The sequence below is a fragment of the Synergistetes bacterium HGW-Synergistetes-1 genome, from assembly GCA_002839185.1.
In the GTDB taxonomy this organism is placed as follows: Bacteria; Synergistota; Synergistia; order Synergistales; family Synergistaceae; genus Caenicola.
In genome coordinates this window covers 29413-51929 of the sequence record PGXO01000012.1, presented here as the reverse complement: position 1 = coordinate 51929, position 22517 = coordinate 29413, and the positions used below count along the sequence as shown (strand labels likewise).

Sequence of the window (22517 nt, the reverse complement as noted above, 5' to 3'; positions counted from 1 at the left end):
TCTGTTGTTGCCACTTATATTTACTTGTCATGATACCTATTGCTTTTTAATTATTTTCTAATTACCTATTGACTTTTGATAGCTGGTCTCGGTTCGAAGCATCACATGTTGCGTCGTCATCATCCACGATCTGCCCCAATTGCGATATGGGACTATCGTAAAGACCTTAAAAGCGCGGCGCTAACTTAGCAACACTTGTGGAGCCTTCCTTCGACGTATTAAGTACGATGGCGAAGTGCGGCATGAAGATACCGCGGGAAGCTGCGATAGGAACGGTCGCGGGAAGCGGTTGGGAAGCAGTTGTAGGAGCAGTAAAACAATGGCCAAATGATCTTAAGAACTTGAGATACTAGCTTTTTATCGTCTTCCCGGTATGGGGTCGAGACGGGATCCAGGTCCTCTGCCCCTTCCGTCTTCCCGGTATGCACTTGTTGGGGGAGCACTGTTTTCCGATTAGTAAAACTTGTAAAATTAACCTTAGTGCTCAAAACATTTCGAATGCGTTTTGAGATGCGGGGATCCACGTCCGGCCTTGTCTCACGTTCCGTCCGTCCCAACGACCGATTCCCAATTGATTTCCAATCGATTTGCAACTGACTCCCGTGAGGTTTCTCTCGACCGTTTCACAATTGTTTTACGCCGGTGATCTTCCGGCAGTTTCACGTGGCATGTTCCATGTCACTGCCTCTCGAGCTACTTCTCGCTGCACGAGAGCGTCATCTGGTTTTTTCCTTTGTTCTTGGAGGAATACATTGCTTTGTCTGCCCATTCTGTCAGGTCGGAGGCGCTTACGCCGGGTTCCCACTGGGCGATGCCGATGCTCAGTGATATCCTGATATCTGACAGCCCTTCACTTCCAAGGTCATTGGAAAGAAGCGTTGACTGTATCCTTTCCCCAATGACTCCTGCCTGTTCTTTTGTCGTATTAGGCAGGATTATGACAAATTCGTCTCCTCCATAGCGGAAACAGAGGTCATCATCCCTTATACACTTTTTGATCGATGCAGCTATCTCTTTAAGGACCTCATCTCCTGTCAAATGTCCGAAACGGTCGTTGATATCCTTGAAGTCATCGATATCTATTACCATCAGAGAAAAAGATCTTCCGCATTTTGATGCTTCCTTGACAGCTGTTTTGATGCAAGTGTCGAAATAACACTTGTTATACAGCTTGGTCATATAGTCTGTGTTGATACTTTTTTGCCTTATTGCAAGCAGCACATTGACAGCAATACCGGCAAGCAGTATAGCTCCAAGAAGACCAGCGATTATCAGAGCCCTGATCCCTGTCATGGCCCTATCGACATATAGCGGCGAAAAATCTACCCCCACCAGCCCGACCGTTTCACCTGTCGTTTTGTTTTTTATAGGAGCAAAAGCAGATATCAGTTTACCCCATCTCTCATACTCAACTGAGCCCGAGACAGAGCCTTCTTCTTTTTTTAAACTTTTCTTTTCCAGGTCCGACATGTTGTCCTTTGTTCCCAAAGGGCAGTAGTGCTCACTTGATGGGTCTTCTGCGTCAAGCACATACGCTATTTTATCCTCAGAGATCAATCTTTCCGTGTAGATGAATTTTGCCTCCGGCTCTTTTTTGATATCTCTGAGGAGTCCGGACATTTTTTTGTAGTAATCCATGTTGTAATTGCCAGGTAAGTTTTTGGCGACGGCGTCGGAAAGCTTTTCATATTCATCTATATCCTGTTCAATAAATTTTGATATTGAAACTGCGACAGTTCCTGCCTTTTTGTTTGTTTCTTTGAGTACTATCTTTTCGACATTTTGATACAAAAAAAAAGCCGGGACAGAAAATATTGCACCGATCACCAGAAGCACTGCAGCAAAAGTGTGGACTTTTCCTTTTAGCAGCTTTTTCAACAGGTTTTCCCGCCTTGCTGTAATAAATTATTTGTTTGCAATAATTTTAGTTATCAATTTGGTCTGCATGTAGATTTTCAGCTTTCAAATTTTATATCAGCAAAGCGGATAAATCAATAAGCGTTTGAAATAATGTTTGAAATAAAGCCGTGAATTTATTACATTAAAGTTAAAATTCACTATCTTGTCTTACCGCCATTTTATTTGTAAAATTTAGAATATTCAGGTTGTTAATAGACCTCATTTATACCTGACAATTAAAATGATTGTAACGAGGAGGTGACTTGCAGGGGGAAATTGTTTAATAGCCAGTTAGTTTAGAACGGGTTTAAACTTTGAATGGCGGCGTTCTTTAATTTATGACTTTGGTATCAGCTTAACAATTGACTTAAATTATAAAAAATCGTAGACAAATTTAATGCAGCGTGATAATCTGTCAAAGGAGTATGGGGTATTTCCCCTGTTTTTTTGCTTTATTATTTAAATTATAAGGAGGAGTTTTTCGTGGAAGCGATATGGAAACTCAACGGTATTATTAATGGGATCGTCTGGGGCCCATGGATGCTTACCCTGCTTGTGGGTACAGGTGTGTGGTTTACTTTCATCCTTGGTTTTCCGCAGATACGTTATTTCGGGGCAATGCTTAGGGAAGTTATTGGAAGATTAAGGGAGAAAAGTGCAGAAGAGGGCAGCATATCCTCCTTCGCAGCTATGGCAACAGCCCTTGCTGCGACAGTCGGAACAGGCAACATCGCCGGTGTCGCGACAGCCCTTCACCTCGGAGGCCCTGGCGCACTTGTCTGGATGCTGATCTCTGCGATCTTCGGCATGACGACGAAATTCTGTGAAGTTACTCTTGCTGTCCGGTTCCGTGAAAAGGATGAACTGGGACAGTACAGGGGCGGCACCATGTATATCCTTGAGAAAGGACTTGGGATGAAATGGCTGGCTGTGATCTTTGCCCTTTTTGCATTCCTGGCCTCTTTCGGCATAGGAAACATGGTACAGGCAAACTCAACTGCCGAGGGTATTTTCCTTGGGTTCGGCGTTCCGCACATATACACTGCGGTAGCGCTTGCCGTCTTGACAGGTCTCGTTATATGGGGCGGACTTACAAGTATTGCAACAGTAACAGTATACCTCGTTCCCTTCATGGCGATCTTCTACATAATAGGAGCTTTTGCAGTTATCTTCAATCACCTTGACGCAGTACCCGGAGCGATATCAATGGCATTTGAAGGAGCCTTCGGAGATCCTATGGCACTGCCGGGTGCTCTTGCAGGCTGGGCGGTCAAGACAGCTATAACCCGCGGTATAGCACGCGGCGTTTTCTCCAACGAAGCTGGTCTTGGTTCCGCTCCTATGGTCCACTGTACAGCCAGGGTCGACCATCCTGTACGCCAGGGGCTGTACGGAATTTTTGAAGTTTTCATGGATACTATAGTTATCTGTACTCTTACCGCTACAGCGATACTCACGACAGGCGTTCTGACCAGCCAGCCTGAGCTCACGGGAGCACAGCTTTCGCTCTCGGCTTTCTCGATGACACTTGGAGGGGCTGGAACAATGATACTTTCGCTTGGACTTTCCCTATTTGCCTTCTCAACGATCCTTGGCTGGTACTGGTACGGAGAGACTGCCCTTGTCTATCTATGCGGCCCCGGAATGATCAAGCCATTTAAAATAGTCTGGATAGTGCTCGTAGTACTTGGCGGATGGGGTGGAGCAGGGATACTTACAAACCTTTGGGACCTCTCCGATACGCTGAACGGCCTTATGGCCATCCCCAACCTTATTGGACTCCTTCTGCTGACGAAGGAAATGAGGCGTCTTACTGCCGATTTTGATGCAAAGGTCAAGTCGGGAGAACTTAGGAAATAGGTATCAGCATTCGATCCATGATCTGATCTAAAAAGAGAGGGTCCCTGCTGATAAGGGGCCCTCTCTTTTTAGTATTCAACTAAGTAAATTCTCTGCCCTGCTCAGTCCTTGCACATTGCTATCAGGTCGACTAAAAGGGCCTGGCCTGTCTCACGTCTTCCGGCGCCGGGACCTATAAGAGTGACCTCTCCGAGGTTGTCAGTTATTATCGAAACAGCATTGGTTGCCCCCTTTATTGAAGCAAGAGGGTGCGTGAGGGGTATCTCTTTGGGCGTAACGTACGCGTAAGGTATCCCGTTAAGCATGCTCAGTCCTGCGATGAGCTTGACTGCATATCCATTTTCATTGGCCTCTTTTATCTTTTCCGGAGTTATACAGGTTATGCCCTGGCGGTCAATTTCTGAAACAGAGATATTTTTTCCGAATATGATCTTTGCAAGGATAGAGACTTTTCCTGCCGCGTCCCATCCTTCAACGTCCCCGGAAGGGTCAGCCTCTGCGTAACCTAGGGATGTAGCTTCTTCAAGAGCTTCTGCATAGGAATATCCATTGTCCTTCATTTTTGTAAGAATAAAGTTAGTTGTGCCGTTCAGAATGCCTTCCAGTTTCAGGATGCTGCATCCTGCCATTCCGTATCGGAGCATCTGCAGCAATGGTGTGCCGCTCATTACGACTCCTTCATACCTGAATTTTGCGCCGCAGCTCTTTGCCAGTGTGCTGAGTTCATCAAAAGCAACAGAAACAGGCCCCTTATTTGTTGTCGTAACATGTATGCCTCTGGACAGCGCTGCCCTGATGTGAGTAAGGCCGGGCTCGCCTGTTTTGAGGTTTGTCGGGGTGGCTTCTGCCATCATGGTAGCGCGGGATTTCTCAAGAAGTACTCCGAAAGCGCCCTGAGTTTTTGGGAAAGAGTCAAGGCTATTGCCCTCTTTAAGGTTTTTTAATACTTTTTCAAGATCAAGCCCCTCAGGATCCAGAGCTGTACCTTTCATAAGATCTGTTATAAGTGTCACCCTGAAATTAAAGCCGTGCTTCTCGGATAGCTCGGCACGCTTTTCGTTAAGTATCTCGAGAAGCGCAGTGCCTACGTTTCCGCAGCCTGCCAATGCTAAGTTGTGTATCATTGCTATGCCTCCTCTATCGTCAAAAAAAAGTTTTTTTGAGTTTAAGTGATGATGTGAAAGTATATCACAATAAAAAAAATAGCGCCCGCTAAAAACTCAAAGATGAGTTTTTAGCGGGCAGCTGGATATCTGTTGCAGTTAATGACCTGCTATTTTGTTATCCGGCGCCTTTTCGGACGATCGGAATCTCTTTCTCTTGTTCCTGACGGTTTGCGGTCGCGATGAGGACCTCTGCTCTCGGATCTCGGCTTGCCTCCGTCTCTCTGATCATGGTAGTCATGGGGGCGTGATTCTATCTTCCTGGCAGAAGTGACGTTGAGCCCTTCTTTTTCGAGGCGGTCCTTTCTGGATTCAAAAAGGACTGCTCCTCTTTCAGAAAGCTCAATAGAAGCGCTGTTGTCGCGAAGCTTGATGTTTCCTACATCTTCTCTTCCGACACCGATGCACCTGCACATCAGTCCAAGAAGTGCTCCCACTTCCCAGCCGTCTGACTTTCCTTCAGAGAATTGAACGATGAGTCCTCCGCCCATATTGGGTCTTGCAGAACTCTCTTTTCTTCCTTCTGAAGGTCTTTTTCCCGAGGGAACCGGTCCCTGGCGGCCTTTGTCATTTCTTGATTTTTCCCTGTTCAGTTCAGCTTCGACATCAGCCTTTATTGAATATCCTGAAGGCTGGTCTCCGTATGCTTTTGCAAGCAATCCTGATACAAGCATCAATGCTTCGTCACGTGTAAGAAGGTTCTCCGCCCAGGACTGAAATTCATCAGATCCGAGGGCATGTTCGATAAGTGTCTTCTCAAAACGGATCCTGGCCTGTCCTTCGATCTCAAGGGCATCCGGAGTAGGTATCCACTCCATTTTCATTTTTGATCCGGCGTTTGAAGCCATGAACTTGAACTGCTTTGCTTCACGGGCTGTCAGAAGGAGCATGTTGCTTCCCTCGTGTCCGGCGCGACCGGTTCTTCCGCTCCTGTGGACAAAGGATTCAAGGTTCTGAGGCAGTCCGAACTGGATAACGTGGCTGACGGCATCGATGTCGAGGCCTCTTGCTGCAACGTCTGTTGCGACAAGGATACCTACACGTCCTCCGCGAAGTGCTCCGAGAGCTGTATTTCTTTCCCTCTGGCTCATGTCGCCATGTATCGCGGTGGCCTTGAAGCCGATATCACAGAGCTTATCCGATATGTCCTGGGTCTCCGCCCTGGTACCGCAGAATATAAGAGCTCTGCTAGGCGCTTCCCATATGAGAACGTTTGTCAGTCCCTCAAACCTTCTGCGGGAAGGAATTATGTAAGCTTTCTGAGTTATATCTTCATGTGAAGTTATGTCCGATACAAGAGATATCTTTTTGGGCGCATTCAGGTACTGTCTTGCAAGGCTCATGACCTCAGGAGGGATCGTGGCTGAGAAAAGCCAGGTCCTTTCTACGTTGTCCATAGACTGTAGGATAGCTTCCATTTCATCATGAAAGCCCATGTCAAGCATATGGTCTCCCTCGTCCAATACTATACTGTGGATAGAAGAAGTTTTGAAAGTTCCCCTGCGTACATGGTCGAGTATCCTTCCAGGTGTTCCAACAACAACATTTGCGCCATCCCGGAGCGATCTGATCTGGCGTTCCATATCAAGTCCGCCTACGAGTGTTGCCACTCTCACGCCGCTTTCAGAACCCAGCCATGCAAATTCACGCGCGGTCTGCTGTGCAAGCTCGCGGGTAGGTGAAAGAACTATTATCTGCGGTTCCCTGGTTTTGAAGTCCAAAGCGTTGATAAGAGGAAGGGCGAAAGCAAGTGTTTTGCCTGATCCTGTTTTTGCCTGGACTATAATATCGCTTTCGATGAGCGTTTCGTCTTCGAGAACGCATACCTGTACCGGCATTGGTGTTTCGAAGCCCTTTCGCTCCAACGCACGCAAAAGCTCCGGCCGCAGATTAAAATCTGCGAATTTTTTTGTTTCCTGTGTCATTATATAATTACCTCCCGTTTTGCATCTTTAAAAAGATGCTCTGTTGCGCCATTGCATGAAATCCCTACGTGTGGCACAACTCAGGTAAGGCAATCATAAAACTCCCCAGCGGAACAGGCCGCGATAGCGGAAAGGTTTTCGTGCAACGGCAATTGGCTTTTTTAAGCCTTGTGATAATGGCAAAAAAAATGAGAATCCCTAAGGGCCTCCCATTTTGTTGCCCCATATGTAGAATCTTTCTACAGGCAAATCATTATGAATGATGTTTAAAAATTGTCAAGAGCATAATAATCTAATCTGAATTAAAAATACACCTTTGTTCAAGTTTGCAGCAGAAAACGGAAACTTGAAAATGACGGATATTGCTGCAGTAAAGTATTTGCCGGACGGGTTTCAGTATCAAATTGCCCAAAATACTTACTTTTTAGATGCAGGATAAGAAAAAGTTAAAGAAAATGTTTGACACGTTTTTGAAATGATGTTAATATGCTCACCAATCTGCGGGAAAGGGAGGAAGTTTGATGTCGTATAAAAGTATGATGGACCAGAACATCATTATTATAATTATTAACGCGGCTCCTCCTCGCAGGAACGGCGCTTAGCGCTGTATTACCGAGCGAACGGATGGAGCCCTTCATTTTGAAGGGCTCCATTTTTTTATCTTCCGACAGGATTTACGGTCTGTAAATTTTGAAACATAGAATGGATGGAGGAATAATTATGGATAACGGAAATAAGAGGACACTTGAAGTAAGATGGCACGGACGCGGCGGGCAGGGCGCAAAGAGCGCATCAGCGATACTTGCCGAGGTCCTTTTTGAAGAGGGCAAGCATGTCCAGGCATTTCCCGAGTACGGTGCAGAACGTCAGGGCGCTCCGATGAGAGCTTACAACAGGGTATCGGATACTCCTATCCGCCGCCGCTGCAGCGTAGAAAATCCAAACATAGTTGTAATAGTTGACCCGACCATGGTAGTCAGTTCAAATCCATGCGAAGGCTGCATGTCCGATGCTGTTTATGTTGTCAACACACCGGAGGACGCCCTGGCGCTCCGCAGCAGGATGAACCTTTCAGCGGATGCCAGAGTCCTTGTAGTTGACGCAACTAAGATCACACTCGAGGAACTCGGACAGAACAGGCCAAACGCCCCCTTGCTCGGAGCGCTTTCACACCTGTTCACAGACGTCTCGGTTGAAACGTTTGCCGATCACTTTACAAAGAAAATGAAGCAGCTTTCGGCACCGGTCCTCGAAGCAAACCGGAGGGCTATCCTTCGCGGCCGTGAGGAGGCTGTATTGGCATGAGCAAACCCAAATGCTGGCAGGATGTTCCTCCCGCGACGATTGCATGGGGAGCGTCGGCTCTTGATGTCGAAACGGGTCTTTGGAGGAGCATGCGTCCGGTGCTTGATCAAAACAAGTGCATATCCTGCCTGAAATGCTGGCTGCAGTGCCCGGATTCTTCCATAAAGACCAATGAAGAGGGACGTGTATGCGGAATCAATATGTTCTTTTGCAAGGGATGTGGTGTATGTGCGCAGGTTTGTCCTGTAAACGCGATATCCATGCACCAGGAAGCAGATTTTAACAACGAAAACAGAGAGCACGGAGAAGATCCGGGGAGAGTTGCAGACCATGTTAAATAAGAGAAAAGAAATGACTTCCGGCAACCTTGCCTTCGCTGAAGCTATGAGGCAGGTCAACCCCGATGTGGTGGCCGCATATCCTATCACTCCCTCAACGGAGATCCCTGTAAAGTTTGCGGAGTTTGTGGCAAACGGAATGGTAGATTCGGAGTATGTCGCTGTGGAAAGCGAACATTCAGCGATCACAGCATGTGTAGGGGCATCTGTATCAGGTGCGAGGGTGATGACAGCGTCAAGCGCGAACGGCGTGGCGCTGATGCACGAGATATTCCCTATAGCGGCCTCATTCCGTGCGCCGATAATATTCGGTCTTGTAAACAGGAGCCTTGGCGCGCCCGTAAATATCCACTGCGACCATTCAGACAGCATGCCGGAGCGCGATTCGGGATGGATACAGATATACTGCGAAGATGCTCAGGAAGTTTACGATTCTGTTCTTCTTGCCGTCAGGCTGGCGGAACATGAGGATGTGCTGACGCCTGTATTTGTATGTCAGGATGGCTTTATTACGAGTCACTGCTATGAGCCGGTAGAACTTCTTTCAGATGAGACGGTCAAAAAGTTTGTGGGTGAGAGGAAAGCGAAATACCCGCTTCTTGATGTAGACAGCCCGGTCTCCTACGGCTCATTCACAATGTCGGAATATTATTTTGAAATAAAAAGAACGCAGATAGAGGGTATGAACAACGTCCCGAGGGTCTACAAAGAACTTACTAAAGAGCTTGCTGAGTACACAGGAAGAGAATACCCGGCGCTTGATGCCTACCGCGCTGAAGATGCTGAATACCTTATCGTGATCATGTCCTCGGCAACAGGAGTTGTAAAAGATGTAGTTGATGAAATGCGTGAAAGGGGAGTAAAGGCGGGATGTCTCAGGGTAAGATTTTTCCGGCCCTTCCCCGCAGAAGACCTTAAAAAACTTGCGAAGGGCAAAAAAGGCGTTGCTGTCCTGGACAGGAGTGCGAGCATCGGAGGAACTGCCCCGCTGGCCGCAGAGGTAAAGTCCGCACTGTACGGACTCAGTGAAAAGGTGCCGCTGCAGGAGTACCTGTTCGGACTTGGAGGCAGGGATCTCTACCCCAGAGATGCCGAAAAAGTTTTTTCAGGGCTTATGGAAAATGACTACAGCGATACTGCAAGGTATATAGGTCTGCTTGAAAAGGATGAAGAAAATGGCGGGAATTAACCTTAAAGAACTGACAAAAAAACAGAATCCACTTACGGAAGGACACAGGATGTGTCCCGGATGCGGGGCGCCTACGGCGGTGAGACAGGCATTGATGGCTGTCGAAGACCCGGTCGTAGTCGTAGGTGCTACGGGGTGCCTTGAAGTCTCAACTACGGTTTACCCTTACAGTGCATGGAGAGTCCCATTCATGCATGTGGCATTTGAAAACGCCGGTGCGGGAGTATCAGGAGTCGAGGCTGCCCACAGGGTTTTGAGCAGAAAAGGTCTTGTCAGGGAGAAGATAAAGTTTGTTGCGTTTGGCGGCGACGGAGGTACCTATGACATAGGGCTCCAGTCTCTTTCCGGAGCACTTGAAAGAGGGCATGATTTTACATATATCTGCTATAACAACCAGGGCTACATGAATACCGGCGCACAGAGAAGCAGTGCCACACCCATCAGCGCGAATGCAACGACATCGCCTGCAGGAAGCGTGATACCCGGAAAACTCCAGAGGGCCAAAAACCTTACGGAGATAGTCGCCGCGCATGATATTCCATATGTTGCCCAGACAACGCTCCATGACCCGATGGACCTTATCGCCAAGGTCAAAAGGGCTGTCGAGACGCCGGGTCCGGCATTTGTAAATGTACTTGTCCCCTGTCCGCTCTTCTGGAAAATTGATTCCGGGGACCAGATGAAAGTCTGTAAGCTAGCTGCTGACAGCCGTTTCTGGCCCGTATATGAAGTGATAGAAGGAAAACACGTCCTCTCATATAAACCCAAAACCCCGGTCCCTCTGGAAGATTTCCTCAGGGCGCAGGGACGTTACTCCCACCTTTTCAAAAAGGACAGGGAGAGGATGGACCTTGTTGCACAGGGCCAGGCTGATGTCGACAGGGAATGGGAGAGGCTTCTGAAAAAGTGCGCAGGTTAACGCATTTCCTTTAGGCATGACAGCTTTTAAGACTGCACAAAAGTTATTCCGAAGGCTCACCTTTGCAGGGTGGGCCTCAGTATTTCCTGTGGACATGAGAGGAGTCCGCTGTTGCTCCCCCTTGTTTGACTGGTTATAATATGGGAAGCAATACAAACGGTTGCATTATGAGGTGTTCAGATGAAGGTCACGATGCAGGATGTCGCTCTTGAAGCAGGCGTAGACAAGGCAACAATAAGCCGTGTTCTTAAAGGGGACCACAGGATCTCTGAAAAGACCAGAGTAAAGGTGATGGATGCTGTAAGGGCGCTCAATTACCGCCTTGATAAAAACGCCCGCAACCTTTCTACCAACAGGAGCGGACTGATCGGCTTAGTAGTCCGTGATTTCACACCCGACTGGTTTCCGAATTTTATATCAGGGCTCGACAGGACTATCTCGAACTCTGAATATGAGATCATATTGAAGCGCACGGAGGGAAGTCCGCTCAGGGCAGCAAGGGAATATGGCAAACTCATTGACAGGAGCGTTGAGGGCATCATCTGGATCGATCCTGAAAACTTTCCCGGGGAGTCTGCCGCTCCGGTCGTCACGATCGGTTTTCGTTATCCCGGGTCGTATCCTGTAATATGGGAGAGGGAATTTGATGTCCCAACCTTTGAGACGGGAGTGCTTGCGGGAAGGCTTATCCTTAACATAATTACAGGCAAACCGGTGCCGTCTAAAGAAATAGTCATAAAAAGCACTTACAGCGGGGAGAGCTTATGAGCCAAATGCAAAAAAGTTTCACCAGGCTGTTCTGTATCCTTCCCTGTTTCTTTTTGATCACAGTTCTGAATTCAACTACTGCCTCAGCAGGTGAAAGGTTTGATCCGGAGAAGGTATACGGTCCGCGGATAGAAAAACTGTGCATGGTAATTATCACAAATGCCGACTCCCAGGTCCTGGCTGCTGAAAAAGGAGAACTTGATATTGTAAGTGACATCAGCCGACCTTCAGATATTGACAGGCTCAGCAGGGATCCGGGGCTTTCAATGTCGCTTGCCAGGGGATTCCACGCATTTTTCCTGCTGCTCAACAATAAGAGCAGACCATGGGATGACCCTGAAGTAAGGCATGCCGCGGCAGAAGCAATAGACAGGAACAATATGGTGCGTACCATATACTCCGGATACTGCGAACCGATAAACAGCTGGCTGCCTCCGGTATCACCATGGTCCCTGCCGGAAAGCACAAAGAACATTTATGACAAGGCATCTGCAAAAAAACGTCTCAGCGCAAAAGGATACAAATGGAGCATTACAGGCGGCCTGATATATCCTGACGGAACTCCTGTGGGTAAAATGAAGCTTCTGACGCCCCTTGCACGGGTAGCGCCTACAACAGCGGAGCTTGCAGAACAGATAGCTGATTCTCTGAGGTCAGTCGGTTTTCCTGTTGATGTCGAGCCGATGGATTTCTCTGCAATGATAGGTAAACTTGACAGAAAAGAATATTCCCTTGGCGTCATCGCATGGAGCATGGGGAAGAACCCTGATTCTCTCTACTCCTTCTATCACAGCTCAATGGACATGCCCGGCGGCTACAACATGACGTCGACCCATGACCCGGCCCTTGACGATGTCCTTTTGAGGCTGAGATACGCAAAAAACAGAGCAGATGCAGAAACTGCGTCGAAAAAATCACAACTGCTTCTGGCTGAACTTATGCCCTCCATCCCTGTTTACAGCAGATTTTCTGTTTCAGCGGTCTCAAAAAAATGGAAAAATGTTTTTTCCAACGAAAAAATGACGGCGGATAATATGTGGACGCTCATCATGGCGGAGCCTGCGGACGGTAAAGAGCGGCCACTCAATATGGTCCTTGCTGAAGAGCCGCGGAACCTGAATCCTTTTGTGGCAAGCAGCGCATATTCCTGGCAGATCCTCGGCCTTATATACGAAAGCCTGATCGGCACGGATCCTTTCACGCTTGACGATATGCCTTCACTCGCGGAGTCCTGGTCTGTTGAAACTGTAACAAATGACGGGAAGGAACATACAAGGCTGACTTTCAGGCTCCGAAAAGGCCTCAAATGGAGTGACGGAAGCCCTCTCACTGCAGGAGATGTAAAAGCTACCTTAGATTTTCTCAAAAAAAACAGTATCCCCAGATTTTTTGACTCTGTCAAAAACATCAGTTCCGTGAGGGTGACAGACAGCACCCAGCTTACTGTGGACATGGATGGAACGAGTTACTGGTACCTCGACAACATCGGGGGACTTCCGTGCATGCCGGCAAAGGTGCTGCAAAAGGTAAACGACTGGCAGAACTGGAACCCGATAGACCCAAAAGGCAAGTTCGGTCCCTATGGTCTTGTGGGTGCCGGCCCGTTCATGCTTGATGAATACAGGCCGGGTGAGTTTGTAATGATGAAAAGAAATAATCACTATCGTATGCTCGAAAAGAAAAATGTGAGGACCGAATGAAGAACAGATGGTTCTGGGGCAGGTTATTATCATCGATAGGGGTCTTGGCCGCTGTATTGGTACTGAACTTCATCCTCTTCAGGATAATGCCCGGTGACGCGGTAAGCACTATCATCGACCCCAATTTTTCTCCTGAGGCAAAGGACAGGCTGAGGGAACTATACGGCCTGGACAAGCCGCTTCCGGAACAGTTTTTTATTTACATCAAGCAGATGCTCACATTCAGCTTCGGACTCTCTTTCCTCAGCAGGAAACCGGTATGGGACGAACTTATCTCCCGTTTGCCCGGAACATTGTTCCTCATGGCGACTTCAATGTTCCTATCCTCGGTTTTAGGTATATGGCTTGGGATCAAGGCCGCATTGAACAGAGGAAAACTCGCTGAGCGGATAGTTTTAAGGGCAGGCGCAGTCACAGCGTCATTTCCCGGATTCTTTGTGCAGCTTGTCCTTATCATGCTTCTTGCACGGACATTCCCGATATTCCCGCTGAGAGGAAGTGTCTCGATCCCTCAGCCGACCGGAGCCGTTTCGATCACACTGGACTATCTTTGGCACATGGCATTGCCTGTCCTCTCCCTCACACTTATGGGATTCGGCGGGTGGGCACTGTATGTTCGCAACCTGATGGTGAAGGCACTGGGGGAAGACTTTGTCCTGATGGCGAGGGCAAGGGGGCTTTCGGAAAACCGAGTGGTCTACGGACATGCCTTCCGGACGATACTTCCGCCGATACTTACTATCCTGCTCATGTCAGTACCCGGACTTGTATCAGGTGCTGTGATCACAGAATCGGTCTTTTCACTGCACGGGGTAGGGACATTCCTGCTTGAAGCAGTCTCAGGCCATGATTATCCTTCCGCAGGTGCTGCATTCTACATGCTGGCCCTGATAACGGTAATATCAAACCTGCTCGCGGATGTTGTATACGGCCTGGTCGATCCGAGGGTGCGCGTAGGAGGCAGGGATCAATGACGGACATCCTGAAACGGAAGAGCGTCATCCTGCTCATCTGCATATTCCTGACAGGCTTCCTTGGTCCGATGCTTATAACGGGGCATCCGTCCGATGTGACCGGGGCACCATTTGCGAGACCCGTATGGTGGAATGCGAAACTTCCCCTCTCTTCGGAATATACGGTGGGAAACAAAGCTGTTGATATCAACTGGGACAAATTGCCTCCTGAAATTTTTGCACTCAATGGGAGGATAACAGCCGATCCTGTAAAAGAAGTAAGGATAATATGGTCCACACCTCATGGAGAAAAGGTACTGGATATTCTCAGAGGAAGCGATGTCTACTGGATAAATATGGACGGCAGGGACATGATCTTCAAGCAGAAGCTCGGACTTCCGCTTATAGGAAAAAGCGTAGAACATCTTTTTCCTTCGAAGGGAAGATACACTATACGCATAGATGGTGCCGAAGAAACAGAACTTTCGCTCTCACTTTCCGGAGGCAGGGAGGGCTTGCTGGGTACAGACCAGAGAGGCCGTGACGTTCTGACGCTCCTTATTTTCGGCATCCGTACCTCCCTGATCGTTGGCATAAGCGCAACGCTCATTGCAAGCCTGCTGGGGCTTGGACTGGGTCTTGCAACAGGATACATCGGAGGATGGTTCGACGCTCTTGTGATGAGGATCGTAGATGTATTGCTCTCGATACCGACCCTGCCAATAATGATGGTCCTGGCAGGGCTGTGGGGAAAAGGCCTGTGGCAGCTGGTACTCATACTTTCCATATTTTCATGGATGGGAACGGCGCGTTCGGTCAGGGCGCTTGTGCTCACCGTGAGAGAAAGTCCCTGGGTGGAGGGACTGAGGGTCCTGGGGGCAAAACGTGGATACATTCTCCGGCGCCACCTTGTCCCTGAGGCGGCACCGATACTCCTTGCAAATATTGCGCTGGGAGTCCCGGGTGCGATACTGGCCGAGGCAGGGCTGGCTTTTCTGGGACTCTCGGATTCGAGGCTCATATCATGGGGACGGATGCTGCATGAGGCGCATTCCTTTGGAGCTTTCACGGAAGGCGCATGGTGGCTGCTTATACCCCCGGGTCTCGGTATAGTGGCTTTGTGTTTGATTTTCATGGACATTGGGCGATATCTTGAGGAGAAGATAGACCCAAGACTTGGGAGCGGTAAAAATGCTTGACATAAAAGATCTCACAGTAAGATACAACTCTATGGACAGAGTGACAGCTGCAGTTAACGGTATTTCCCTCAGCATCGAAAAAGGCAGCTTCACGGGTCTTGTGGGAGAGTCGGGCAGTGGCAAGAGCACACTGATGACTGCCCTTCTGGGACTTCTGCCTCCACGTACGGAAGTCACAGGTGAGATCCTATACAAGGGGGCCGATATCCTAAGGATGTCGGAGAGTGAGATGAGAAATTTGCGATGGAAAGAGATATCGCTGGTACCTCAGGGAGCCCAGAATTCGTTTACGCCGGTAATGAAGATCAAAAGGCATATTGAGGAAGTGCTTAACGTACACTTAGGCATATTCGGCGAAGATGCAGAAAAAGAGGTGGTCCGTCTTCTGGAAGATGTCGGGCTTGATGCAGGCATCAAAGAAAGGTATCCCCACGAGCTTTCGGGAGGCCAGAAACAGCGCGCGGCGATCGCTCTTGCTCTTGCGTGCTCTCCCGCACTTCTTCTTGCTGACGAGCCTACTACTGCGCTGGATGTGATAGTGCAGGCCGAAATACTTGAACTGCTTTCCGGGCTTAGAAAAAGCAAAGACCTGTCGATAATTCTTGTCACCCATGACCTGCCGCTGGCTGCGATGGTCTGTGACAGGCTTGTTGTTATGAAGGATGGGATGATCGCAGAGTCGGGCACACCACATGAATTGGTGAATTATCCCCGGCATCCCCATACTAAAGATCTGATCAGGGAAATGTTCTGGCAGAGGAATAAAAAGAATGGATAATAAAATTATTGAAGCAGTGGAACTGACAGTAAGTTTCAGGTCCAAAAAGGGCTCCGTCCACAAAGCTGTCAGTGATATATCCCTCTCACTGGCGCCCGGGGAGAGACTTGCGGTTGTTGGAGGGTCCGGAAGCGGCAAGACCACTCTGCTGCGTGCCCTTGTCGGACTTGTAAAACCGGAGAAAGGCCGAGTTGCTCTTTTCGGTAAGGATCTCTCCTTGCTTGGTGCAGACGAACTGGCAAAGGCCAGGCAAAAATGTGGGTATGTTCAGCAGGATCCATACGGTGCTATTCCTCCCGGACTTTCGGCACTGGATGCAGTGTGCGAACCGGCAGTTATTGCGGGACTTGATATCAGCAAAGAAAAGATAAGGCAGAGGGCAGAGGCCCTGCTTGCAGAGCTTGGCCTGAGAGGAGAGAGGATACTGAGATCACGTGCTGTTTCCCTTTCCGGCGGACAAAGGCAGAGAGTGCAGATCGCCAGGGCTCTCATGCTCTCTCCGAAGATATTGTTATGCGATGAGCCAACTTCGATGCAGGATGCTTCAACGCGCGGTGAGGTTGTCGAAGTACTGGAAAAATACGCAGCGTCAGGGACTGCGATGATATTTGTCACTCATGACCTTTTACTTGCCGGAAATGCGGCAGAGAGGATAATGGTTATGAAAGAGGGCAGTCTCTGCGAGGAAGGGCCGTCTGAAAAGGTGCTGAATGCTCCTGATGATCCTTATACTGTAAAACTGATCAATTCGATCCCAAGCTTTGACAAGCTTGTAAAGTGATGTTAAGAATGTTTTTCACCCGCTAACTGTGATTTTTTAGTTTATTTTTTTCTTTTTGATATTATAATATTTACAATTTTAACTTATAATCTAATCATTAATGACGCGGAGGTGTTCTCATGTCAGTAATGCAGGATTTTAAGAACTTTGCAATGCGAGGTAATGTTTTGGACATGGCAGTAGGTGTGATAATAGGTGCGGCCTTTGGTAAGGTGATCGCTTCTCTGGTAACCGATATCCTCATGCCGCCGATAGGACTTGCGCTGGGCGGTGTAGATTTTTCCAATCTGTTCATAAATCTTTCAGGGACTCCTGCTGCGACGCTTGCTGAAGCGACAGAAGCCGGTCTGCCTGTAATAAGCTATGGCCTTTTTATCAACACGATCATTAATTTCCTTATTCAGGCATGGGCGATATTCTGGGTCATACGCTTTGCAAACAGAATGTCAAAACCTGCCCCTGCACCGGCTCCCAAGCGTAAATGCCCCTTCTGTTTCTCGGAGATCGATGACAATGCAACAAGGTGCCCCCACTGCACCTCGCAGCTATAGACTGACTGCTAAACCCTGAATTATAATCTGCAAGAAAAATAAATTTTCCATTTATGGATGGGCAGGAAGGAAGTTAACATGGAAAAAAATGGAAAGGTCTACTCAATATCTGTCAGTCCTCAAAGAGGACAGCTTAAAAAAGAAGTACCGGAAGCGCTCTTTATTGCCGGTAAGGGGATCGAAAACGACGGACATGCCGGAGACTGGGGACGTCAGGTCACATGTCTCAGTTATGAAAGCCTTGAAAAAGTAAACAGGCAAAAGGGCCTTAACATGGGACCCGGTGATTTTGCGGAGAATGTTTTGATCGAGGGGCTGGATCTCTCTTCTCTTTCACCCGGAAGCAGGATAAAGCTAGGGGAAGATGCAGTTATAGAGGTCACACAGGTAGGCAAGGAGGATCATCCAAGCATCGTGAGCAGAACATTTGGAATCAGCCTGCTGCCTTCAGAGGGTCTTTTTTGCGTAGTTGTTTCAGGAGGAAAAGTGAAAAAAGGCGACAAAGCTCAGATAGAGAGTCAAATTTAAGTTTCTTTTCGTCCTGGATAAACAGTCTGAAAGGCCGAAGCCCGGAGGTTAACTTCCGGGCTTCGCTTTTTAGCTGATTATTGCTGATGCAAAGGTCAATCAGTGTATTTTCTGATGTGTTCCTGGATATCCGTTAGTGAGACTCTTGTGAGCTCGCTTCTAGGCAGATTGCTGAGTATTTCCCAGGCCATATCAAGTGAGTACCCTATCTCACGTTCCTCTTCTTTTCCCTGCTTAAGGAATTTTTCCTCGAATAGTTTTCCAAATTCCAATGACATTTTGTCATTTTTGGAAAGCTCGTCCTCGCCAACGACTCCTGCAAGGGATCGTACTTCCTGGACCCTGCTGTAGGAAGCGAAAAGCTGGCTTGAAACGCTGGGGTGGTCTTCCCTTGTGTATCCTTTGCCTATACCGTCTTTCATAAGCCTCGAAAGACTCGTCAGGATGTCTATCGGAGGATAGATGTTTCTTGAGTCCAGGTCTCTTGACAGAACTATCTGTCCTTCTGTTATGAATCCTGTCAGGTCAGGTATAGGGTGGGTGATATCGTCGTTGGGCATTGTAAGTATCGGGATCTGTGTAACGCTTCCGCTGACGCCCCTTACGACTCCGGCCCTCTCATAAAGAGATGCGAGGTCGCTGTAGAGGTAGGCAGGGTATCCTTTACGGCTGGGGACTTCACCGGCTGCGACGCCTATTTCTCTCAGGGCTTCGCAGTAGCTTGTCATGTCAGTTATGATGACAAGTACGTGCAGTCCAAGTTCATAAGCAAGATATTCCGCTGTCGACAGCGCCATCCTTGGAGTCGCGATACGCTCGATGACCGGATCGTCGGCAAGGTTCAGGAATGTTACTATGTTATTGCTGTGCCCCCTGTTGGATAGTTCCTGGGTAAAATAAGCCGCGTCATCATGCTTGATGCCTATTCCTGCAAAGACAACGGCGAAATCGTCGGATCCCATGATCTTTGCCTGAGTTGCTATCTGTACTGCCAGCTGATTGTGCGGCAGTCCGTTTCCTGAGAAGATAGGGAGCTTTTGTCCCCTTATAAGCGTCGTCAGGGTGTCTATCGCAGATATCCCTGTGTTGATAAAGTCCTTAGGATACTGGCGCGCCATTGGATTAAGGGGGAGTCCGTTGATATTGACCCTTTTTCCGCCGTATGTCTCTCCGCAGCCGTCTCTCGGTTCCCCAAGACCGTTAAAGGTACGTCCAAGCATATTTTTTGAGAGCCTGATCTCAAGAGGCTTTCCGAGGAAACGCAGTTTGGTCGTATTTGGAATGAGGTCTTCAGTTCCGGTGAATACCTGCACCAGTGTGGCTTTTTCGCTCAGGGACTTTACCTGTCCATGGCGGAGACGCCCTTTGCTGTCACGTATTTCAACAAGCTCGCCGTAACCTACACCGCTTACGTTCTCAACAAGAACAAAAGGGCCTTCAATATCTTTTACTCCGATATATTCAGCGTTTGCCACCGGCTACTCACCTCCAAGCTTTCTTGTTCTTTCAGCTGCAACCCTGTCGAGGTGAGCGTTTATCCTCTTTCTCACCAGAGCAAAGCCATTTTTGTCATCGGGTGAGAGTTCACGGAGGTGTGTGATCGAGTCGACTGATTCGTCTTCTTTAATAAGGGATATCGGAATGCCCTTGCGGACCAGTCCGAGAGCTTTCTGGTAGAAATCCATTATTACTTCAAGTATCTCAAACCCCTTTGACGGAGGAGAATAGGAGTCTGAACCGAAGGAATTTTGCTGCAGATATCCGTTCTTGATCAAAAAGGCTGTAAATGCGACAAGTCTCTGATCGTCGGGAAGTACATCCTCTCCGACCAGCTTTATGACCTGCTGTACCTTGTTATCCTCAGCAAGTATCTGACGGACCTCGTCTCTGAGATCTCCCCATCGGGGATCTACGTTCGAGCAAAACCATCCGTTTACCTCTTCTGCATATTCACTGTAAGAGTCTATCCAGGAAATGGCAGGATAATGTCTGGCATTTGCGAGGTTTTTGTCCAGTCCCCAGAAGCATCTGATAAAGCGTTTGGTGTGCCTCGTAACAGGCTCTGTAAAGTCTCCTCCCGGAGGTGAAACGGCTCCTATTACAGTAATGCTGCCGTTTTCTCCGCCTAATGTCACTACACGTCCGGCTCTTTCATAGAATTCAGCCAGCCTGCTCGGCAGATAGGCAGGGAACCCTTCTTCGGCAGGTATTTCTTCAAGGCGGCCCGAAAGTTCGCGAAGGGCTTCGGCCCATCTTGAAGTTGAGTCTGCCATTATAGCAACGTCATATCCCATGTCACGGAAATATTCGGCGATCGTGATCCCAGTATAAATTGACGCTTCGCGGGCCGCAACAGGCATGTTTGATGTATTGGCGATCAGGATGGTTCGTTCCATAAGAGGTCTTCCCGATCTGGGATCTTCGAGTACAGGGAACTGTTCAAGAACGTCTGTCATTTCGTTCCCTCTCTCTCCGCAGCCTATGTAAATAACTACCTGAGCATCTCCCCATTTTGCAAGCTGATGCTGGGTAACGGTCTTTCCTGTCCCAAAACCTCCTGGGATGCATGCCGTACCACCTTTTGCTATCGGGAAGAGTCCGTCGATGACTCTCTGCCCGGTCACGAAGGGCTCGTTCGGAAGCAGGCGTTCCCTGTATAGCCTGGGAGTCCTTACCGGCCATCTCTGGATCATAGGTATGGATACTTCACGCCCAAACGCGTCTTTGATCTTTGCGACCATTTCGCCGCCTTTGTGAGGGCCTTTTGAGATCACCCAGGTAAGTTCGCCCTCAGTGTCAGGAGGAGCCATTATTTTGTGAAGCAGTAGAGGTGTCTCCTGTACTGTGGCAATTACCGTTCCTCCTGTTACGAGTTCGCCTGGCTTGGCAACAGGGGTCACCTCCCAGATCTTGTCACGGTTCAGCATATTGACCGAAGTGCCCGGAGAAATATACATTCCCTCAGATTCAAGAAGGGCATCCAGAGGCCTTCCTATCCCATCGAAGAAGCTGCCAATCAGTCCGGGACCCACCTCGATCGAGAGGGATTCACCCGTGCCGGTGACGGTTTCATAGATACTGAGCCCGTCAGTGTCCTCATAGACCTGGATAGTTGCATTATCGCCGTCCATGCTTATTATTTCACCCATAAGCTTTTTGGGGCCGACATTAACAACTTCACGCATTGCAAAATTACGCATATTAGAGGCCTTTATGACAGGACCGTTGACGAAGGTAACTGTACCTTCCTTATTATTTGGGGCGATGATTGTCTTAGCCTCCAAGTTCCATTCCTCCTAAAGCAGCGGCAGGAGCCGTTCAGCCAGAGTATCGGCCATTTCCTGCGTAAGGCTTTGCCAGTCAGAGTTGACCTGCCTGCGGTTGTCATTTGTAGATACCCAGCATCCGCCGAGTATGGGAGCCGTCTCAGGATCAAAAGTAATTCCAGCTTCCGGCATAAGTTCTTGTACTTTTGATATCACTGAGTCAGCCAGGCCCGCGTCAACTGCTGAAAGCCTGAGTTTTAGTCCATTCGTCTCCCTTAGGGAATTTATTGCATCGATGCACATCCCTGCAAGGATTTCAAAATAGTCCTCACGTTCCCTGATATGCACAAGTTTGTCCTGAAGCCTTCCAAGCGCTTCAGATAGTATCCTGTTCTGCAGTCTCAGTGTTTCTGTGGATTTTTCTCTCTCTGCAGATAAGATTTGCCTGCGTCTGATATCCTCAGCTCTTTTTCTTGCATCCTGAAGGATAAGGTTGGTTTCACGCTGAAGTTTTTCTGTCTCCCTGAGCAGCCATTCTTCGGATTCCTGTCTTGCCCCTGCTACCAGATCTTTCTTTCTGGAATCAGCTCTGTCAAGGATTATGTCTCTTAATGTCCCTATCTTTTCACTGGATACTTCTTTCATTACATTTTCACCCCAATGGCTTCCTGTACGTATCGGGTCAGAAAATCCGGTCCCCGTTTAGTACCGAATCTGTCAGGTATCTCAACCAGAAGAGGCAGTTCCCCGCGCTCTCGCAGCTGCTGAATAACATCCGGAGCCATTTCCGCAGCCTTCTCTGTAATTGCGAGAATGGCCAGGTCAGGCATCTTTAGCGCTCTGTCTATTGCCGCAAAAGTTTCATCGGCGGTGTGAACGAGGCAGCCTTGAATACCGGCAAGTCTCATGCCTACCAGGGAATCATGGTTGTCGCTCACAAGAAAAGCTTTCATGATATTGTTTCTGTCCTTAGATCCGTCCTAGTATCAGAAGTGAAACGATAACGCCGTATATAGCGATACCTTCTGAAAGGCCAAGATAAATGAGGGTTGTTCCCAGCATCTCGGGTTTTTCTCCTACCAGACCGAGGGCCGCGGATCCAACGCTTGCAACTGCAAGTCCGGCTCCCAGGCAGGCGAGTCCTGTTGAGACAGCAGCGGCAATAAAGCCCATTCCGGCGCCTGTCCCCAGAGGTGCTGCAGTGGCCTCAGCGAATGCGGGGTGCATCGTTAGAGAGAGCGCTGCCCCTGTAAATACGAGGAGCGATGATACCCCCAAACCTGAAAGGTAAAAGGCTCGGCCTCCCTTATAGCCTCTGCGCTGCATTAAATACCCCAGACCTATCATTGTTGCGACAGTGCCGCAGCACATTGCAAGTCCAAACATCAAAAACCC

21 protein-coding genes are annotated in these 22517 nt (G+C 48.6%); 13 read left to right on the top strand and 8 right to left on the bottom strand.

Features of this window, described 5'->3' with window-relative positions:
• Window positions 1-693 precede the first annotated feature (693 nt).
• Complete coding sequence (locus tag CVV54_09855; GenBank protein PKL03650.1) at window positions 694-1878, bottom strand: hypothetical protein; 1185 nt, start codon at window positions 1876-1878, stop codon at window positions 694-696.
• 504 nt (window positions 1879-2382) lie between these two features.
• On the opposite strand from CVV54_09855, the gene CVV54_09850 reads away from it, so the two are divergent.
• Entirely contained in the window at window positions 2383-3759 is a 1377-nt protein-coding gene (locus tag CVV54_09850) for a sodium:alanine symporter family protein (GenBank protein ID PKL03649.1), read from the top strand.
• 101 nt (window positions 3760-3860) lie between these two features.
• On the opposite strand, the gene CVV54_09845 is transcribed toward CVV54_09850, so the two are convergent.
• Entirely contained in the window at window positions 3861-4883 is a 1023-nt protein-coding gene (locus CVV54_09845; protein ID PKL03648.1) for a homoserine dehydrogenase, read from the bottom strand.
• Window positions 4884-5032: 149 nt separating this feature from the next.
• On the bottom strand, window positions 5033-6847 hold the full coding sequence (locus tag CVV54_09840; GenBank protein PKL03647.1) for a DEAD/DEAH box helicase: 1815 nt from the start codon (window positions 6845-6847) through the stop codon (window positions 5033-5035).
• A 720-nt stretch (window positions 6848-7567) separates the two neighbouring features.
• Here CVV54_09840 and CVV54_09835 point away from each other — a divergent pair.
• The 12 genes from CVV54_09835 to CVV54_09780 all read left to right on the top strand — a co-directional run bounded on the left by CVV54_09835 (window position 7568) and on the right by CVV54_09780 (window position 17856).
• A complete protein-coding gene (locus CVV54_09835) occupies window positions 7568-8152 on the top strand; it encodes a pyruvate synthase (GenBank protein PKL03646.1) in 585 nt (194 codons plus the stop codon).
• Window positions 8149-8493, top strand: coding sequence for a pyruvate ferredoxin oxidoreductase (locus CVV54_09830; GenBank protein ID PKL03645.1), 345 nt, complete (start codon window positions 8149-8151; stop codon window positions 8491-8493). Before CVV54_09835 ends, CVV54_09830 begins: the two co-directional genes overlap by 4 nt.
• Entirely contained in the window at window positions 8483-9679 is a 1197-nt protein-coding gene (gene porA, locus CVV54_09825) for a pyruvate ferredoxin oxidoreductase (protein ID PKL03644.1), read from the top strand. Before CVV54_09830 ends, porA begins: the two co-directional genes overlap by 11 nt.
• A complete protein-coding gene (locus CVV54_09820; GenBank protein PKL03643.1) occupies window positions 9666-10598 on the top strand; it encodes a pyruvate ferredoxin oxidoreductase in 933 nt (310 codons plus the stop codon). Before porA ends, CVV54_09820 begins: the two co-directional genes overlap by 14 nt.
• A gap of 180 nt (window positions 10599-10778) precedes the next feature.
• A complete protein-coding gene (locus CVV54_09815) occupies window positions 10779-11366 on the top strand; it encodes a hypothetical protein (protein PKL03642.1) in 588 nt (195 codons plus the stop codon).
• Window positions 11363-13066, top strand: a complete 1704-nt coding sequence (locus tag CVV54_09810; GenBank protein PKL03641.1) for an ABC transporter substrate-binding protein — start codon at window positions 11363-11365, stop codon at window positions 13064-13066. Before CVV54_09815 ends, CVV54_09810 begins: the two co-directional genes overlap by 4 nt.
• Window positions 13063-14040, top strand: coding sequence for an ABC transporter permease (locus CVV54_09805; GenBank protein ID PKL03640.1), 978 nt, complete (start codon window positions 13063-13065; stop codon window positions 14038-14040). The genes CVV54_09810 and CVV54_09805 overlap by 4 nt, the downstream gene beginning before the upstream one ends.
• A complete protein-coding gene (locus tag CVV54_09800) occupies window positions 14037-15218 on the top strand; it encodes an ABC transporter permease (GenBank protein ID PKL03639.1) in 1182 nt (393 codons plus the stop codon). Before CVV54_09805 ends, CVV54_09800 begins: the two co-directional genes overlap by 4 nt.
• Window positions 15211-15996 (top strand): ABC transporter ATP-binding protein, encoded by a 786-nt coding sequence (locus tag CVV54_09795; protein PKL03638.1) that lies wholly within the window; start codon window positions 15211-15213, stop codon window positions 15994-15996. The genes CVV54_09800 and CVV54_09795 overlap by 8 nt, the downstream gene beginning before the upstream one ends.
• Window positions 15989-16777: a peptide ABC transporter ATP-binding protein gene (locus tag CVV54_09790; protein ID PKL03637.1), complete on the top strand. Its 789-nt coding sequence runs from the start codon at window positions 15989-15991 to the stop codon at window positions 16775-16777. Before CVV54_09795 ends, CVV54_09790 begins: the two co-directional genes overlap by 8 nt.
• Before the next feature lie 119 nt (window positions 16778-16896).
• A complete protein-coding gene (gene mscL, locus CVV54_09785; GenBank protein ID PKL03636.1) occupies window positions 16897-17328 on the top strand; it encodes a large conductance mechanosensitive channel protein MscL in 432 nt (143 codons plus the stop codon).
• A gap of 78 nt (window positions 17329-17406) precedes the next feature.
• Window positions 17407-17856 carry an MOSC domain-containing protein gene (locus CVV54_09780; GenBank protein ID PKL03635.1) on the top strand — a complete coding sequence of 150 codons (450 nt, stop codon included), beginning with the start codon at window positions 17407-17409 and terminating at the stop codon, window positions 17854-17856.
• Between the two features lie 95 nt (window positions 17857-17951).
• Here the strand turns inward: CVV54_09780 and CVV54_09775 are convergent, their stop codons facing one another.
• From CVV54_09775 to CVV54_09755, 5 genes are read right to left on the bottom strand one after another with little or no spacing between them, the layout of a single operon-like run.
• Window positions 17952-19331, bottom strand: a complete 1380-nt coding sequence (locus tag CVV54_09775; protein PKL03634.1) for a V-type ATP synthase subunit B — start codon at window positions 19329-19331, stop codon at window positions 17952-17954.
• Between the two features lie 3 nt (window positions 19332-19334).
• Window positions 19335-21122, bottom strand: a complete 1788-nt coding sequence (locus tag CVV54_09770; protein ID PKL03653.1) for a V-type ATP synthase subunit A — start codon at window positions 21120-21122, stop codon at window positions 19335-19337.
• Window positions 21123-21152: 30 nt separating this feature from the next.
• The gene (locus tag CVV54_09765; GenBank protein PKL03633.1) at window positions 21153-21767 is read right to left on the bottom strand and encodes an ATPase; all 615 of its coding nucleotides are present in this window, start codon (window positions 21765-21767) and stop codon (window positions 21153-21155) included.
• A complete protein-coding gene (locus CVV54_09760) occupies window positions 21767-22075 on the bottom strand; it encodes an ATP synthase subunit F (protein ID PKL03632.1) in 309 nt (102 codons plus the stop codon). The genes CVV54_09765 and CVV54_09760 overlap by 1 nt, the downstream gene beginning before the upstream one ends.
• Window positions 22076-22091: 16 nt before the next feature.
• A complete protein-coding gene (locus CVV54_09755; GenBank protein PKL03631.1) occupies window positions 22092-22508 on the bottom strand; it encodes an ATPase in 417 nt (138 codons plus the stop codon).
• Between the last annotated feature and the right edge of the window lie 9 nt (window positions 22509-22517).

Coding starts and splice junctions, on each gene's coding strand:
- CVV54_09845 (PKL03648.1), bottom strand. CDS start 4,883: ATGATACACAACTTAGCATTGGCAGGCTGCGGAAACGTAGGCACTGCG.
- CVV54_09840 (PKL03647.1), bottom strand. CDS start 6,847: ATGACACAGGAAACAAAAAAATTCGCAGATTTTAATCTGCGGCCGGAG.
- CVV54_09835 (PKL03646.1), top strand. CDS start 7,568: ATGGATAACGGAAATAAGAGGACACTTGAAGTAAGATGGCACGGACGC.
- CVV54_09830 (PKL03645.1), top strand. CDS start 8,149: ATGAGCAAACCCAAATGCTGGCAGGATGTTCCTCCCGCGACGATTGCA.
- porA (PKL03644.1), top strand. CDS start 8,483: ATGTTAAATAAGAGAAAAGAAATGACTTCCGGCAACCTTGCCTTCGCT.
- CVV54_09820 (PKL03643.1), top strand. CDS start 9,666: ATGGCGGGAATTAACCTTAAAGAACTGACAAAAAAACAGAATCCACTT.
- CVV54_09815 (PKL03642.1), top strand. CDS start 10,779: ATGAAGGTCACGATGCAGGATGTCGCTCTTGAAGCAGGCGTAGACAAG.
- CVV54_09810 (PKL03641.1), top strand. CDS start 11,363: ATGAGCCAAATGCAAAAAAGTTTCACCAGGCTGTTCTGTATCCTTCCC.
- CVV54_09805 (PKL03640.1), top strand. CDS start 13,063: ATGAAGAACAGATGGTTCTGGGGCAGGTTATTATCATCGATAGGGGTC.
- CVV54_09800 (PKL03639.1), top strand. CDS start 14,037: ATGACGGACATCCTGAAACGGAAGAGCGTCATCCTGCTCATCTGCATA.
- CVV54_09795 (PKL03638.1), top strand. CDS start 15,211: ATGCTTGACATAAAAGATCTCACAGTAAGATACAACTCTATGGACAGA.
- CVV54_09790 (PKL03637.1), top strand. CDS start 15,989: ATGGATAATAAAATTATTGAAGCAGTGGAACTGACAGTAAGTTTCAGG.
- mscL (PKL03636.1), top strand. CDS start 16,897: ATGTCAGTAATGCAGGATTTTAAGAACTTTGCAATGCGAGGTAATGTT.
- CVV54_09780 (PKL03635.1), top strand. CDS start 17,407: ATGGAAAAAAATGGAAAGGTCTACTCAATATCTGTCAGTCCTCAAAGA.
- CVV54_09765 (PKL03633.1), bottom strand. CDS start 21,767: ATGAAAGAAGTATCCAGTGAAAAGATAGGGACATTAAGAGACATAATC.
- CVV54_09760 (PKL03632.1), bottom strand. CDS start 22,075: ATGAAAGCTTTTCTTGTGAGCGACAACCATGATTCCCTGGTAGGCATG.
- CVV54_09755 (PKL03631.1), bottom strand. CDS start 22,508: ATGTTTGGACTTGCAATGTGCTGCGGCACTGTCGCAACAATGATAGGT.